We start from the raw sequence: 13,675 nt of genomic DNA, 5'->3' as shown, positions 1-13,675 counted from the left end.
CCTAGTGCGCGGCCGAGACTGTCCTGCCGTGCGCCTGCTCGGATTGCCTATATAGGCGCACGAGGACCTCGCCGGCTTCATAGACCGCGACGGGATGCGCGAACGGCATCGGTTCGAGCTGTTGCGCCGACAGCAGCTCCACTTCGGGAAAAGCCAGGAGCAGAGCGGTGATCGCTTCCCGGATCTCGACCCGCGCCACTTGCTGCCCGATGCAGCCGTGAATTCCGTACCCGAATCCCAAGTGTCCGAAGGCATCGCGTGCCACACGGAATTCCTCGGCGTCCGCGCCCCAATGCTGCGGATCGCGATTCGCCGCCACCGGGGAGGCTGACACGGACGTTCCCGCGGGGACTGTTACGCCATCGATCACGACGTCCTCTAGTGCCGTACGGGCGAACAGGGTAACGAACATGGCCCCAACGCGCATGAACTCTTCCACGGCCGGCCCAACTCGCTCCGGGTCCTCGCGCAGCTGCGCCAGCTCACTCGGGTTGGTCAGTAAGGCGACGGCTGCAGTGGCGATCAGATAGGCGACGGAATCGCGTCCCGCGCCCATGAGCAGCCGCAGCAGGCCCTCGATCTCCACCGCGTTCAGTTCCGGGTTCGCCAGCAGGTCCGTGATGACGTCCTCGCCGGGGCTATCCTTGCGCTCGATGAGCAGCTGACGAATGAAGTCGTATTTCTGCTGCGCGGTCGAAGGCTCAACGAACAGCTCGACGAACGTGTCGAAGTTCTGCTCGGGCACACCGATGACATGGCAATGGGTGCGTGCAGAGATGAGCATTGCGAAGTCACGCCACAGGTCGACAACGGGTCCACGATGCCGAAGCTGGTGGATCTGCTCGGCCACCATCGCCCGAATCCACGGTTCGCGGGAACGAGCTTGCCGTACGGAGAACCGCGGCGCGGCGGCGCGCCGAAGCTTTGCATGCTCTGCACCGTCGAGTGTGAGCAGATTAAGCTGCTCAGATTGGTGTGCGGTGGCATCAAGGTCGCCCGGAAGCTCAAGAGGAACAGCGGAGCTCTCAGTAGTCCCCCCACCGACAGTCTCTGGGCCGACGGGCATCCGTGCGGGACGCATTGAAAAGCGCGGATCTTGAAGCACAGCCGTCGCAGCGTCGTAGCGCACCGCGACAAGGCCTTCGTGCCCGTCCTGATAGTCAAGTGGAGCCAGCGGCCCGGACGCCCGCCACTCACTCAGCTGCGGCGACGGTTCCAGTGGAGTTCCATCGCCCGGAAGTGAACGGTGGAAGGGACATGATGCCGTGTTGGTCATGGTCTTTCTCCTCTTCAATGAGTGGTAAAGGCTGGAGCTGGGACAACGGCCGCCCGAGCCGTCCGGAATTCGCGTGGAGATGCATCCCAGCCGACGACACCGCGCAGCCGCTCTGCTGAGTCGTGGCTCAGAAGCACGGAAGCGTCGTTCGTAGAAGAGCCCTCATCCGCTGCGACGAGGGGATGGGCTGTATCAAACCATCCGTATGCCCGGATTCGTGTGCCATGCACCTCGGACCAGAAGAACGGTGCTGGTTGGGAGCCGTACTCGCCCTTCACAATTCGCGCGGCCACGGCGATAGCTTGCTCGATCGCGTTCGTCTGATGCTCCACTCGAGAAGCCTTGCCGGTGAAGGGGTCCTCCCACGCGGCCACGTCCCCGACCGCCGACACTCCAGGGGCGGCACGACCGGCACTGTCACACACCACACCGTCAGCCACGGTGAGTGTCGACGAGGACAACCACTCTGTACGTGGCGTCGCACCGATCGCGGACACCACGACGTCGGCAACCTCAAGGCGGCCGTCGGCAAGCACGATTCCCGTGCGTTCACCCATCGCAACCGTCCCGAGAGCAACCGTATCCAGTGCAAGCTCTGCTCCGTGACGCCTGTGAAGCTGGATCAGTCGATCACTAAGCAGGCCACCGACGCCGCCGAAGGTGAGCGTCGCAGTTCTGCCGATCATGAGCGCGTCTGTGCCGTGCTTCCGTGCGGCGCTGACAATCTCGGACCCGAGCACGCCCGCGCCAATCACAGCGATCCGATGAGCTGCCTCGAGCCCAGCGCGCAGCGCCTGGGCGTCCTCGACCGTACGAAGCGTCAGGGCTGTCGGCACCAGCGGATGCCTTCGCGGCCGGCTTCCAGTCGCTATGATCACTTCGTCATAGCGGACATCGCCAAGAGACGTGTGAACTGTCCGTCCGGCAACATCCAGCCCTGTCGCAACGCAGCACACGCGCAACTCCACCCCAAGCTCGTCGAGCTGCCCAGCGGTGTGCGTAGCGGTCTCTTCGGGGCCCCACACGCCCAGTAAGACCTGCTTCGACAGCGGAGGTCGCAGGTATGGGTGGTGAGGTTCATCACCGACAAGAACGATCTCTCCGGTAAAACCGTCTTGACGTAATGCCTCCGCTGCAGTGACACCCCCAACGGATGCGCCAACGATGACGATCCGGGCCGGGACACTCACGGCGCCACCATCGAAATTGCGCGCGCAGGGCAAAGACGTGCCGCTTTGTTGGCCAGCTCGAGGTCAGCGCCGGCGGGATCGCTCTCAAGTAGCATCACGATGCCATCGTCATCTTGGTCGAAGACCTCAGGCGCAACTAGCGCGCACTGTCCTGCGCCGACGCACGCGTCTCTCTGTACAACGACGGTCATCTGCACTCCTTCGTGTAGCTGCGATGAGCAATGCTGCGCATTAGTCGATTCAAGCCGCACCGCAGCTGCCGCCCTAGACACGCAAGCGCAAGATTATGGACTGGACGATCAGGTGACGTCACTCGCAGGCGCCGCTCCAATGGGCAATAGCCTTCTGAGGGCGGCCTGTGTCTCTGTGGCGTCTAGCGGCTTCCTATCGGTTCAGATCGGCCCTCGGCGGCTCGCCTGGAGAGGGCGTGACGCGATAACGGCACGCGTCTCGTGCGCTATCGCGACGCAGAGGCGGTTGCCTTGGGGGCTCTGGTGGCAGCGGGCGATTGCCAGAGGAACCCGTTCGCGTTCACTTCGCAGTTGTTGCGCTGACGCACACTAGGTCATCTGTTAGCCAATAACGTTTCCTATTTCAGCATGAGACCGGAACGCGTCGCGTAATCCGCCGCGATGCCCGCAATCAGGGGCAGCACGGCGCGGGACGCGCGCGGGGTCCGTGCTTAGTGATCTGTCGATGCGCCGTGTGACGCTTGCTCGCCGACTTCGATGGCTCCGCGGACGAGTGCGGCGACCGCGGGTGAGCGGGTGTTCTCATGCCAGGCGATTGTGAGGGATACCGGCGGCGCGTCGGTGATCGGAACGTAGCTGATACCTGGTCGCGGGTATCGCGCAGCGATCGAGCTGGCTAGCACGATCGCCGTAGTGTCGCCCAGGGCGATCAGAGTGAGGAGCTGTGCGAGGTCGGCTGCTTGCTGGGTGCTGAATGCGCGCTCAGTTTCTTGGTCAAGGCTCTCGGCGGAGATATCGAGCACGTCGAGAGTGATCGGGCCGTTCGAAGCAAGTGGGTGGCTGGCAGGGATAGCAGCGACTCTGGGCTCAGTCAGGATGGTCTCGGCGTCCAGGCCATGTCGGTCGTAGGGCTCATAGACCAGCGCGGCGTCGACCTCGCCTCGACGGATGAGGTCCGCGTGCTCTCCCCAGGCGCACAGCTTGACCGCCACGGGTTCCGAGCCGGGCTCGGACGCGGTCGCGGCAAGGATCTCCTCGAGCAGGCCGCCGTCCGCGTCTGCCTTCACTGCGAGGAGGATGCTTTTCGTCGGGGCGGCAGCGCGCCGAGCGCGCCGGGCCGCCGCATCCAAACCTTCCAGGACGGGTGTGAGGTCGGCCAGGAGCGCTGCTCCCGCGTCGGTGAGGGCGACCGAGCGGGTCGTCCGACGCAGCAACGCGACACCCAGCTCGGATTCGAGGGCACGGACGGCTCGGGACAGGGCGGGGGCTGCGATCCCGAGCTGCTCCGCTGCGCGAGCAAAGCTGAGCTGGCCGGCGACGGCGGCGAAGTAGCGCAACGACCGCGATTCCACAGGCACGACACACATTCTATGACCGGGACGTTCACGTCATTCGTGCCGCTGCGGCATGAATCGCAGTCCAACCGGACCTTCACGTGCCGGGCGAGAGCCGAGACCCTGGGACTGCGCATCCGTTGCGCCAGCCATCTACTCGGTCCAGAAAAGGAGCATCACGTGCAGGGAATCGGAATCGAATACTACGGGGAACAGCCCCACCTCATCGACATCACGCTGCCTGACCCGGATGCGGGTGAGATCGAGGTGGAGTTATTCGCCGCCTCCCGGAACCCGTTGGACGAGGCTGTGGCGGCCGGGTACCTCGCTGGGCTCGGGGAGTTCCGATTCCCTTTGGTTCTGGGCTTCGATGGCGCGGGCGTTATCCGCAGGGTGGGGAGCGGCGTTGATAGGTTCGCGGCAGGCGACCGCGTATTCGGCCAATTCTGGAGCACCCCCATGCAGTTCGGCACCTTCGCGGAGGCCACCCTCGCGCAAGCCCGGCCCGCACTCGGGGTGCTGCGCCGCATCCCGGACGGCGTCGGGTTCGAGGCCGCCGCGGCGGCACCGACCGCGGGCATGACCGCTGCGGGCGCCCTGGACAACAGCGGCGCCAGGCCAGGCGACACCATCCTGATCCTCGGCGCGACCGGCGGGGTCGGCACCTTCGCCGTCCAGGAAGCGAAGGCGCGCAGTATCCGGGTCCTCGCCCCGGCTAGCGCCGAAGCCGCTGACGCCCTGCGCGAACTCGGTGTCAACGAGGTCCTGCCCCGCAACGGAGCTCTGGCGGACGCGCTTGCCTCCCCCGGTGCACCCGAGTTCGCCGCCATCCTCGACTTCGCTGGTGCGACTGACAGCGTGGAAGTTGCCGCGAAGAAAGTGCGAGACGGCGGCACGGTTGTCTCGACCGCATACGGCGTGCCTGAGGCGCTGCGTGCACAGACCCGAATCGTGGCCACCGACTACGTGCTCGACAAGAAGCCCGCTCGGCTCGATCATGTCGCCGGTGCCCTGGCCGCCGGCGTCACTCGCCCCATCATCGGCCATGAGATGGGGCTTGAGGACGTCGCCCATGGAGAAGCACCAGCACGCCACGGGCTTCGCGGCAAGACTGTGATTCGCCTCCAATAGCACCGACGCCTGACCCGCGCCTCCCCCGGCGTCGCGGTCTGTTAGACGGCACCTTCGAGCTTATGTGCGACCACCGACACGGAGCGATATGTCAGAAGGTTGTCACGTCGCTGTATGCGGGATGGAGGACGGTCATGTTTCACTGGTCGTCTTCAGGCGGGGGAACGCGTCGTATGTGGACCACTTGCCTTGGATGGATGCGCTCTGTGATTTCGTGCGCAGCTTTGAGCACGTTGGCTGCGGTGTCCCGGATGAGTTGGGTGTTTTGGTTGGCCCATCCGGTGATGTAGCCGATGCTGTAGAAGCTGGTGTCGAAGCCGACGAGTCCGGCGACGATGTAGGCGACGGATTCGGCTTCGACTTCCATGCGTCCGCGGTGGTGGCGGTATTCGTCGAGGTTGTCGATGTGGCCGAGTTCGATGTGTGCTGCTTCGTGGATGAGGGTTTCCGCTGCCTGCTCTGGGGTGAGGCCGCGCCGCAGGGCGACAGTGTGATGCTCGGGGTCGGTATACCCGTTCGCCTGCATCAGTTGCTGTACTGTGACGGCCCATCGGCGGCGACCAAGTAAGCGGTGAGCGGGACTATGACGCCGTGGTCTTGGGCGCCGGTGAGTTGCTGGGTCGGGTTCTGGGGCACCGGGGCACCGTCGATCGGGTCGGTTTGTGAGATGTCGAAGACCGACAGGACGGGGAAGTAGTGCATGGTCCGCTCTTCCGGGCCGGCGTCGCCGTTCTCGTCCGTGCTCGCAGTCTTCTTTACGCTGTAGCCGAAGATCTTGATGGAGTGCTCGCCATTGCGTACCTGGCGACCTTTGGTCTGCCATTGCCGGAACCCGGCGACCATTGTCGCGTCCGGGTGTTGGGCGAGGATCAGGAGGAGGTTGTTGAGGCTGTAGGCGTAGAAGGACCGAGCGAACTCGAGGAACGTGCGCCATTGCCCGCTGTCCGCGAGCTGCCGGACCTGGTCGATGATCGACGCGTGTAGTGCCTCGGCTTGCGCCTTCCGCTGTTCGGCGGTGCGTCGGTGTGTCGTGTCTTTCATAGTCTGTGCTCCCTCGTGGTCAACCTGTTTGGTGTGGGCTGTTCGATAGAGGGAGTCGGTGGGAGCGGGAGCACCGTGAGTGCCAACCGCGGTCTGACGAAATAAGCCCGGAGGGCGCGTCAGAGCGCGGTTGGAACGGCAAGGTGCGTCAGCGACCTACGATGAACGGTCGGACAGCCCACACCGCGGTGAGAAAGCGTCGCCCTGACCCAGCGGACCACAGCGCACGCGTATGAATCCGGTTCGGTGATCGATAGCGCCGCGGGTCGAGATTGCCACGTGCCGGTTAGATGGAGCCGCCTGCGGCGGCACTGCGCTTGCCTGTTTTGTTTGTCTTTCCGCCGGCCGATCGTAGCTCGTTCCCGGTCCTTCGTGCCGGGCTTTCGCGGCATATCCTCACTCGCTTCGCTCCCTCCGGTATTCCACGGTCCCGGCACTCCCACCCTCCCACTCGCTCTCGATCTCTCCGCCGGAAGGCAAACAAAAACTCTAATGAGACCGGTTGGTCTGGGACTGGCTGGCAGACTGGCGTCCGGTTCGACGTCGCGTGACTCAAAACAAAAATGGCCCCTCGGGTGCCTTTCGATCGATCTGTCCGCGCGCTGGGCCGGGCGTCGGTTTGTCTGTTCCGATGGCTTGATAGAAGGTCGTCCGCGGCCGGGAAACCGGCTCGCGTGACTCGTAAGAGTTCCGCCTCGAAACACTTCCAGACCGACGAACTGCATTTGTTCGCCAACCGGGAGGGGACTATCGGAGTGAGCTCCGTTGCTGATCACTATGACCATGTCGTCGGCGTTGACACGCATGCACGAACACATACCTACGCCGTGCTTGAAGCAGGCACCGGGCGCGTGCTGGACTCGGCGACGTTCCCGACAACAGCGAATGGGCTCAGCCGAGCGCTGGCATGGATCCGCCGTCGCGCTAAGGGACGTGTCCTAGTGGCGATCGAAGGCGCGAGCTCGTATGGCTCCAATCTCAGGCGAGCCCTGATCGCCGCTGGCGTCGGCATTTGCGACGTCCGCCCGCCGAAGCGGGCCGCGCGCGTTGGCCGCGGCAAGTCGGACGAGATCGACGCCGTCGCTGCGGCGAGGACTGCTATCGCATCGGAAGTTGAAAGGCTCACGACGCCGCGTTCGGACGGTCTGCGCTCGGCGTTGCGAGTGCTGTTGGTCGCCCGGCAGTCGATGGACAGTCGCCGCACTGCGGAGCGGAATGCGCTGACCGCTCTGCTGCGCAGCTTCGACCTTGGCATCGACGTGCGCAAGCCGCTCACGGATATTCAGGTGAAGGAGGTCGCCGGTTGGCGGCAGCGCGCGAACGACGACGCCGTCACGGCCACGATCCGGCAGGAGGCCCGCCGACTGGCGGTCTCTGTCCGGGCACTCTCGGCGCATCTGGTTGAGAACCAAGCGGCGCTTGCCGGTCATGTTCACGAACTCGCGCCCGGGTTGCAGCAATTGCTCGGAGTAGGCGCTGTCACTGGGGCGATCCTTGTAACGGCGTACTCACATCAAGGACGGGTTCGCAGCGAAGCCGCGTTCGCGGCCTTGGCCGGTGCGTCACCGTTGGAGGCGTCGAGCGGGAACACGACTAGGCATCGGCTGAACCGGCATGGCGACCGGCAGCTGAACCGGGCCCTGGATGTGATCGCTCGCGTTCGATTGAGCTGCGATCTGCCCACCCGCGAGTATCTGGCTCGGCGGCTGGCGGAGGGCAAGAGCAAGCGGCAGATCCGGCGCAGCCTGAAGCGCTATATCGCCCGGCAACTGTTCCGCCACCTGAGCACAGTGATGGCCTGAGGGGCTTGCGCCGGGTTGGTCACGCTTGGGGCGTGGGTTCTTCGCGGAAGATGTGGATGGCTTCGCGGGCGGCGTAGAAGACGATGACGAGGCCCGCGATGGGGTCGGCCCACCACCAGCCGAGTGTGTAATCGAGCACGATGCCGAGTAGGACGCTGGTAGCGAGGATTGCGTCGATGAGGGTGACGCGTCCCTCGGTGAGCAGGACCGGGTTGCCCAAGCGTTTGCCGACGACCCATTTGCCCCAGGCGAGGGCGAACATGACCAGCGCGGTGAGCGCCGTCCAGCCGATCCCGCCGATCAGGGGGGTGGCATGGTGGCCGAGGATCAGCACGACGGCGGCTTGGACGAGCAGGTAGGCGGCGAGGAGGATGAACGCCCACCCGATCAGCCGGAGGGCGACCTGTTGCCGAGCCTGGTTAGTGTCGGTGAGTTCGCAGATCACCACGGTGCTGGCGCCGATCTCGATCAAGCTGTCGAGCCCGAAGCCGAGCAGAGCGACGGACGCAGATTGGTAGGCGAGGATCGCCAGGAGGACAACGCCGACGACGTTCCAGGCGAGTGTGATGACCTCCAGTCCGATTCCGGATCGGCGCAGTCTCAAGGCGAGGTCGGTCACCTGATGACGGTACTGGATGAGACGTCGGGGCGGGATGAAACAATGCTCAGGTGCCCGATGAGACGAATCCCTCCCCGCCTGGCCAGCCAGGAGTGAATGCGCCTCGCTGGAGTCAGCGTCGCCGGATTCTGATCGTCCTCGGATTGAACCTTGCGCTGATCATCGGACTGGTCATCGCGGGCGTGTTCGCGCACTCGGTCAGCGTCCTCGCCGCCGCCGGCGACACCATCGCCGACTGCTTCGCCCTCGTACTCGGTCTGATCGCGATCGCGCTACGCGACCGGAACCCCGACCATCCGCACGCGCAACGACCCATCGCAATCGCCGCGTTGGTGAACGCGACCCTGCTGCTGGCCGTCACGGTGACCGTAACCGTCGAGGCGATCTCCCGGCTCCAAGAAGGGTCGCCGCCGGTCGAGGGGCTGCCGATGGTCATCGTCAGCGTGATCACGATGATCGTGATGCTCGCCGGCGCGTTCGTGCTCGGCCGTTCCGCAGCGGGAGAGGACCTGCACATGCGGTCCGTCCTGATCGACGCGGTTGCCGATGCGGCAGCGGCCGCGGCGATCGCGGTTGCCGGTGTGATCATCCTGGTCGCCAATGGGCTTTACTGGCTCGACCCGGTCCTCGCGTTGGGAGTCTCTGTCCTCATCGCCATCGCCGCGTTCCAGCTCATCGTCAAAGCAATCGCGGCGTTGCGCGGCAAGGACGTCGACTTCGACGACGACTGACGCCTTCAGAGCCAGCCCACTCTGGGCCACCGATGCGCGCGTCGAGATGGTTGAGGCCGCAGGCATTGCGGAGGCGCCAGTGGGGCCGCACGGAGGCGGCGCTGCTTTTGCTGGATGGAACGCCTCCGGCGTGCTGTTCCCCTAGTTTTCTTTCCGATCCGGCAGCCGATCATAGCGAGCTCCATCAGCTCCGTTCCCTCCACTCGCTATTTGCAGACTCCACTCGCTGCGCTCCCTGCGCTTAGCAACCACTCCCTCCGGCCACTGCGCTGCCTCCGCCCGCTCTCGATCTTTGTGCCGGAACGGCAAGAAAAACTCTAATGATCAGTGGTTGGTCTGAGGCTGGCTGACAGACTGACCTTCGGCCCTGGTGCTGCGTGACTCCAAGAAAAACTGGCCCGCCGAGGTGGTGCCTTGCGATCGACCCGTCCGCGCGCTGGGGGCTGAATGTCGGTTTGTCTGTTCCGATGGCTTGATAGAAGGTCGTCCGCTCCCGGCGTTCTGGGTTGCGTGACTCGTTAGAGATGCGCCTCGTAACACTCTTGACCGACGTGATGAATTATCCGTTGAGCAGGGGAGAGGAGCGAATCGGTGACGACCGTGACCGATGAATACGACTACGTGGTCGGAGTGGATACTCATGCCAAGACCCACACTTACGCGGTGTTGGCCGCGGACACGGGCCGAGTGATCGATTCGGCGATGTTCCCGACTTCGTCCACCGGGATCAGCCGCGCGTTGGCTTGGATGCATCGGCGCGCTGATGGCCGGCTGCTGGTCGCGATCGAGGGTGCCGGCTCCTATGGGGCTGTCATTGCTCGGGTCTTCCAGGGCGCGGGCCTAACAGTTTGCGATGTCCGGCCGCCGAAGCGGGCATCGCGCGCTGGTCACGGAAAGTCCGACGAGATTGACGCGGTTGCCGCCGCGCGCACCGCCCTCGCCACGGACGTTGAACGGCTCGCCGAGCCCCGCTCGGACGGGATCCGCGCTGCCCTGCGGGTCCTGCTCACGGCGCGGCAGGCGATGGATGGGCGACGCACTGCGGACCGCAACGCTCTTACCGCTTTGCTGCGCTCCTTCCAGCTGGGGATGGACGTCCGCAAGCCGCTCACGGATGGGCAGGTCCGCGAGATCGCAGGCTGGCGGCGACGACCTGCCGAAGATGCCCCGATGACCACCATCCGCCAGGAAGCCCGACGGCTTGCGGTCTCGGTGATCCAACTGACGGAGCAGCTCGAGGCCAACCGGGAGGCGCTGGCCGACTATGTTGAGCAGCTCGCTCCTGGGTTACAGAGCATCCGCGGGGTCGGCCCGGTCACCGGCGCTCAGGTCATCGCGGCCTACTCACACAAGGGCCGGATTCGCAGCGAAGCCGCGTTCGCAAACCTCGCTGGCGCCGCGCCGTTGCAAGCTTCCAGTGGCAACACCACCCGGCACCGGCTGAACCGGCAAGGCGACCGGCAACTGAACCGAGCCCTGGACACCATCGTCCGCGTCCGGCTCACCTGCGACCGGAGCACCCAGGACTACATGGAGCGACGAACCTCGGAAGGCAAGAGCCGCCGAGAGGTCCGCCGGAGCCTAAAACGCTACCTGGCCCGGCAACTCTTCCGGCAACTGAACACCGCCATGGCCTAACAACTGTCGGGTTCGTGATGGCAACGAACGGCAGCACGGAGGCGCCCCTGATCTGGGTGTTCCGGAACGACGGCCGCGCGACTATCTCGACGAACGGCTCTTCCGAGAGTGGTAGATCACGCTCGCGATGGCCAGGCCGACACCGATCACACCGACCGCCAGGCCAGCCAACCCGATAAAGAGATCCCGGCCGATGGCTGACGCAAAGAAACAAAGTTCCAGGAAAAACAGCACGGCCATGACAATGGCCACTCTGCGCGAATTGCCTATCACCCAAAACGGTAGTCCCCGTCGATCCGTCACGTCTCGAACACTACGCTTAGCGACCACTCCACGGGAGCGGAGCGGTGACCCGTTGCCGAACCCGGATCTGGCCGGGCCCCAGTTGAGCCGCACGGAGGCGGCGCTGATTTCATTGTTCGGAACGCCGCTGGCGTGCTGATCTTTCCACGGAGTTTTCGCCATTCCGGCCGGCCGATCATAGCTTCCTCCGGCAGCTCCGTTCCCTCCGGTCGCTATTTGCAGACTCCACTCGCTGCGCTCCCTCCACTTAGCAACCGCTCCCTTCCGGGCACTGCGCTGCCTCCACGCGCTCTCGATCTCTCTGCCGGAACGGCAAAAAAACTGATCGGCGGGAGAACCAAAGCAACACCCGCTGATTTGACACAGACCTATAGAAGGGTCGATCAGGAGCAGGACAACACAACCGCCCCACCTGATCACGCCGGCTCGGCAGACCAATTTGACACCGGCCCATAGAAGGGTCGATCGACAAGGGGAGTGATTGAGATGCGGGTATTCATCATCGATACAAGCAACATGGGTCCGGAACTGCAAGCCGGTTTGATCGGGGTGGTTGGGTCGGTGTTCCCGGACGCGGCGGAGAAGAAGGAGTGCGTGGACACGGTGGCCCGGCACGCGGCGGATGGGTGGGCGATCGCCGCGGACCCGCGCACGCTGATCGGCCGGCTGGCCGCGTTGACGGCAGAGACCGCGTGTGTGCCGTTTGTTGCCTTCGACCGGGTCGCGCAGGAGGGCGGTCTCGGCTTGAGCCCGTCATCGATTGATGCGTCCCTGCGGGGGCTCGGCTGACATCCGCGCACAGAGATGTGGGGCCCGTCCTAAGGGCGGGCCCCACATCTGGTTGGGTTACACGTCCTCGCCCCGCGTCGGTCGGGGTGGACCGTGCCGTTTGTCTGCTGGTCGTTGACGACGATGTGCTCAACGTCAGCGAGGGTGTAGCCCCAGGCGGCGAGTTGAGTGAAGTAGTCGGCGTCGGTGAGGGAGGGGGTGCGCCAGGTCTGCTTGCTGGTGACGGACTCGCAGGCCCCGAGCACGATGGCAAGCGCAACGTGCTGCGCCTTGGCCGGGGTCTGTTCGATGAGTGCCGCGAGCTCGTCGGTCTGAAAGTACCCAGCGCGTTCGATGCCGAGTAGGTCGTGCGCGAGCTCGTTGCCGCTCTGCGTGGCGGCGCTGATCGCGTGCCGGTGGACGGTGAGTCCTCGGGCGATCACCACCGCGGCATCCTTGGGCAGGGTCTTGCGGGAGAGGAGGGTGGTAAGCCAGTCGCGGCGGACGACTTCAGCGGAGGCCCAGGCCTTGTTGTTGGCGATGAGGGTGCGGCGTTCTGCCTTCTGCTCGTCGGTCATCGGCCCGCTTTTTGGCTGGCTGCCGCCATAGCTGTGGAACCCGGCCGCTTTGGTGTCCGTGATGAAGTAGGTCACGATGGCGTCACCGTCGGCGTAGACGCGGACGTGCGCGGCGCGGCCGTCGATGTTCTCGATTTGTTCGATGGTGACTCGCTGGTCGTCGGCAGTGAGCAGTTCCCCGATGCGGGAGTATTCGGTGTCGTAGTAGCCGGGGTCGTTCTCAAGGATCGTGTACCCGCGTCCTGTCAGGTCGGCTTCCGTGTCCGCTTTCACCTGTGCGCGGGCTTTCTCGTCGCGTGCCCGCTGGGCCGCGTGCGGGAACTGCGCCGGATCGGTGGTCGCCGCCTGGATCAGGTCGGCGCGGATGTCGTCGTCGCCGTCGAACTCGATAAGCACGGCCGCCTGGTCCAGGGTGAGCTGGTGCTCCTGGATCGCGGACGCCGCGACCTGGTTTTCGGTGACGGCGAGTGCGGTCTTGACCTCCTTCTGCTTGGTCCCGGTGCGTCGGGCGATGGCTGTGATGGAGAGTCCTTCGAATGCGTGTTGCTGGAACGCGACGGCGCGGTCGCCGTCGGTGAGGGCTTCGCGCTGGTCGTTCTCGACCATCTGCTGCACGATCCGCTCCGCCGTTACCTCCTCCGCCTCCACCAGGTAGACGGGGATGGATGCGAGCCCCGCTTCGCGGGCGGCGTGCACCCGGCGCTGTCCGGCTCGGACGGTGACCTGGCCGTCGTCGCCGCGGTGGCCGAGGACTGGGGTGAGGACGCCGTTCTCTTTGATGCTCTGGACGAAGGCGGGGGTGATGGGTGCGAAGGGTCGCACGTTATCTTCGATGGTCAGGGTGTGTGGGTCGAGGTGTTCGATGGTGCCCGCAACGGTGGTGGTGTCGCTCATGGTTCTGTGATCCCTTCAAGTGTTCTTGTTCGCCTGTCTGGCAAGGGGATCGAGGGTGAGCGGGAGCGGAGCGCAGTGCCGGGGCGTGGAATACCGGAGGGAGCGTGCGCGAGTGAGGATATGCCGCTGTGAGTCTGGGCTCGGCTGGTCTGGGACTGGCTGGCAGGGTTGGTGTTGGT

At 64.9% G+C, this 13,675-nt stretch carries 14 protein-coding genes; 5 read left to right on the top strand and 9 right to left on the bottom strand.

The features are described 5' to 3' along the window. Nucleotide 1 precedes the first annotated feature (1 nt). The 4 genes from JNB50_RS22860 to JNB50_RS22845 all read right to left on the bottom strand — a co-directional run bounded on the left by JNB50_RS22860 (nt 2) and on the right by JNB50_RS22845 (nt 4,015). The gene (locus JNB50_RS22860) at nt 2-1,276 is read right to left on the bottom strand and encodes a cytochrome P450 (RefSeq protein WP_208042393.1); all 1,275 of its coding nucleotides are present in this window, start codon (nt 1,274-1,276) and stop codon (nt 2-4) included. Between the two features lie 14 nt (nt 1,277-1,290). Next, nucleotides 1,291-2,466, bottom strand: a complete 1,176-nt coding sequence (locus JNB50_RS22855; RefSeq protein WP_208042392.1) for an NAD(P)/FAD-dependent oxidoreductase — start codon at nt 2,464-2,466, stop codon at nt 1,291-1,293. Then, on the bottom strand, nt 2,463-2,657 hold the full coding sequence (locus JNB50_RS22850) for a ferredoxin (RefSeq protein WP_208042391.1): 195 nt from the start codon (nt 2,655-2,657) through the stop codon (nt 2,463-2,465). The genes JNB50_RS22855 and JNB50_RS22850 overlap by 4 nt, the downstream gene beginning before the upstream one ends. A gap of 491 nt (nt 2,658-3,148) precedes the next feature. Beyond that, nucleotides 3,149-4,015 carry a LysR family transcriptional regulator gene (locus tag JNB50_RS22845; RefSeq protein WP_208042390.1) on the bottom strand — a complete coding sequence of 289 codons (867 nt, stop codon included), beginning with the start codon at nt 4,013-4,015 and terminating at the stop codon, nt 3,149-3,151. Nucleotides 4,016-4,027: 12 nt separating this feature from the next. On the opposite strand from JNB50_RS22845, the gene JNB50_RS22840 reads away from it, so the two are divergent. Further along, complete coding sequence (locus tag JNB50_RS22840) at nt 4,028-5,122, top strand: alcohol dehydrogenase catalytic domain-containing protein (RefSeq protein WP_243768874.1); 1,095 nt, start codon at nt 4,028-4,030, stop codon at nt 5,120-5,122. A 139-nt stretch (nt 5,123-5,261) separates the two neighbouring features. Here the strand turns inward: JNB50_RS22840 and JNB50_RS25310 are convergent, their stop codons facing one another. Further along, on the bottom strand, nt 5,262-5,648 hold the full coding sequence (locus JNB50_RS25310; protein WP_243768873.1) for an ImmA/IrrE family metallo-endopeptidase: 387 nt from the start codon (nt 5,646-5,648) through the stop codon (nt 5,262-5,264). Further along, entirely contained in the window at nt 5,648-6,163 is a 516-nt protein-coding gene (locus JNB50_RS25305; protein ID WP_243768872.1) for an ArdC family protein, read from the bottom strand. The genes JNB50_RS25310 and JNB50_RS25305 overlap by 1 nt, the downstream gene beginning before the upstream one ends. Nucleotides 6,164-6,918: 755 nt before the next feature. Between JNB50_RS25305 and JNB50_RS22830 the strand changes: the two genes are divergently transcribed. Further along, nucleotides 6,919-7,965, top strand: coding sequence for an IS110 family transposase (locus tag JNB50_RS22830; protein ID WP_208042406.1), 1,047 nt, complete (start codon nt 6,919-6,921; stop codon nt 7,963-7,965). 19 nt (nt 7,966-7,984) lie between these two features. On the opposite strand, the gene JNB50_RS22825 is transcribed toward JNB50_RS22830, so the two are convergent. After that, nucleotides 7,985-8,584 carry a cation transporter gene (locus JNB50_RS22825; RefSeq protein WP_208042389.1) on the bottom strand — a complete coding sequence of 200 codons (600 nt, stop codon included), beginning with the start codon at nt 8,582-8,584 and terminating at the stop codon, nt 7,985-7,987. A 50-nt stretch (nt 8,585-8,634) separates the two neighbouring features. Here JNB50_RS22825 and JNB50_RS22820 point away from each other — a divergent pair, with 50 nt between their 5' ends. Both JNB50_RS22820 and JNB50_RS22815 read left to right on the top strand, forming a co-directional pair. Then, nucleotides 8,635-9,315: a cation diffusion facilitator family transporter gene (locus tag JNB50_RS22820; RefSeq protein WP_307794846.1), complete on the top strand. Its 681-nt coding sequence runs from the start codon at nt 8,635-8,637 to the stop codon at nt 9,313-9,315. 591 nt (nt 9,316-9,906) lie between these two features. Then, nucleotides 9,907-10,953 carry an IS110 family transposase gene (locus JNB50_RS22815; RefSeq protein WP_208042387.1) on the top strand — a complete coding sequence of 349 codons (1,047 nt, stop codon included), beginning with the start codon at nt 9,907-9,909 and terminating at the stop codon, nt 10,951-10,953. Nucleotides 10,954-11,034: 81 nt separating this feature from the next. Here JNB50_RS22815 and JNB50_RS22810 read toward each other — a convergent pair whose 3' ends face one another. Beyond that, nucleotides 11,035-11,193 (bottom strand): hypothetical protein, encoded by a 159-nt coding sequence (locus JNB50_RS22810; RefSeq protein WP_208042386.1) that lies wholly within the window; start codon nt 11,191-11,193, stop codon nt 11,035-11,037. A gap of 549 nt (nt 11,194-11,742) precedes the next feature. Here JNB50_RS22810 and JNB50_RS22805 point away from each other — a divergent pair. Further along, a complete protein-coding gene (locus JNB50_RS22805; protein ID WP_208042385.1) occupies nt 11,743-12,045 on the top strand; it encodes a hypothetical protein in 303 nt (100 codons plus the stop codon). Nucleotides 12,046-12,074: 29 nt separating this feature from the next. On the opposite strand, the gene JNB50_RS22800 is transcribed toward JNB50_RS22805, so the two are convergent. Continuing rightward, complete coding sequence (locus tag JNB50_RS22800; RefSeq protein ID WP_208042384.1) at nt 12,075-13,496, bottom strand: ParB/RepB/Spo0J family partition protein; 1,422 nt, start codon at nt 13,494-13,496, stop codon at nt 12,075-12,077. Between the last annotated feature and the right edge of the window lie 179 nt (nt 13,497-13,675).

The sequence above is a fragment of the Leifsonia sp. TF02-11 genome (assembly GCF_017565305.1).
Classification (GTDB): Bacteria; Actinomycetota; Actinomycetes; order Actinomycetales; family Microbacteriaceae; genus Leifsonia.
The sequence above is the reverse complement of the archived record's forward strand: the minus strand, read 5'-3'. Positions and strand labels throughout refer to the sequence as shown.

Excerpts from the sequence above, each read along its gene's own strand:
- JNB50_RS22860 (WP_208042393.1), bottom strand. The coding sequence starts at position 1,276 with ATGACCAACACGGCATCATGTCCCTTCCACCGTTCACTTCCGGGCGAT.
- JNB50_RS22850 (WP_208042391.1), bottom strand. The coding sequence starts at position 2,657 with ATGACCGTCGTTGTACAGAGAGACGCGTGCGTCGGCGCAGGACAGTGC.
- JNB50_RS22840 (WP_243768874.1), top strand. The coding sequence starts at position 4,028 with ATGACCGGGACGTTCACGTCATTCGTGCCGCTGCGGCATGAATCGCAG.
- JNB50_RS25310 (WP_243768873.1), bottom strand. The coding sequence starts at position 5,648 with ATGCAGGCGAACGGGTATACCGACCCCGAGCATCACACTGTCGCCCTG.
- JNB50_RS25305 (WP_243768872.1), bottom strand. The coding sequence starts at position 6,163 with ATGAAAGACACGACACACCGACGCACCGCCGAACAGCGGAAGGCGCAA.
- JNB50_RS22810 (WP_208042386.1), bottom strand. The coding sequence starts at position 11,193 with ATGGCCGTGCTGTTTTTCCTGGAACTTTGTTTCTTTGCGTCAGCCATC.
- JNB50_RS22805 (WP_208042385.1), top strand. The coding sequence starts at position 11,743 with ATGCGGGTATTCATCATCGATACAAGCAACATGGGTCCGGAACTGCAA.
- JNB50_RS22800 (WP_208042384.1), bottom strand. The coding sequence starts at position 13,496 with ATGAGCGACACCACCACCGTTGCGGGCACCATCGAACACCTCGACCCA.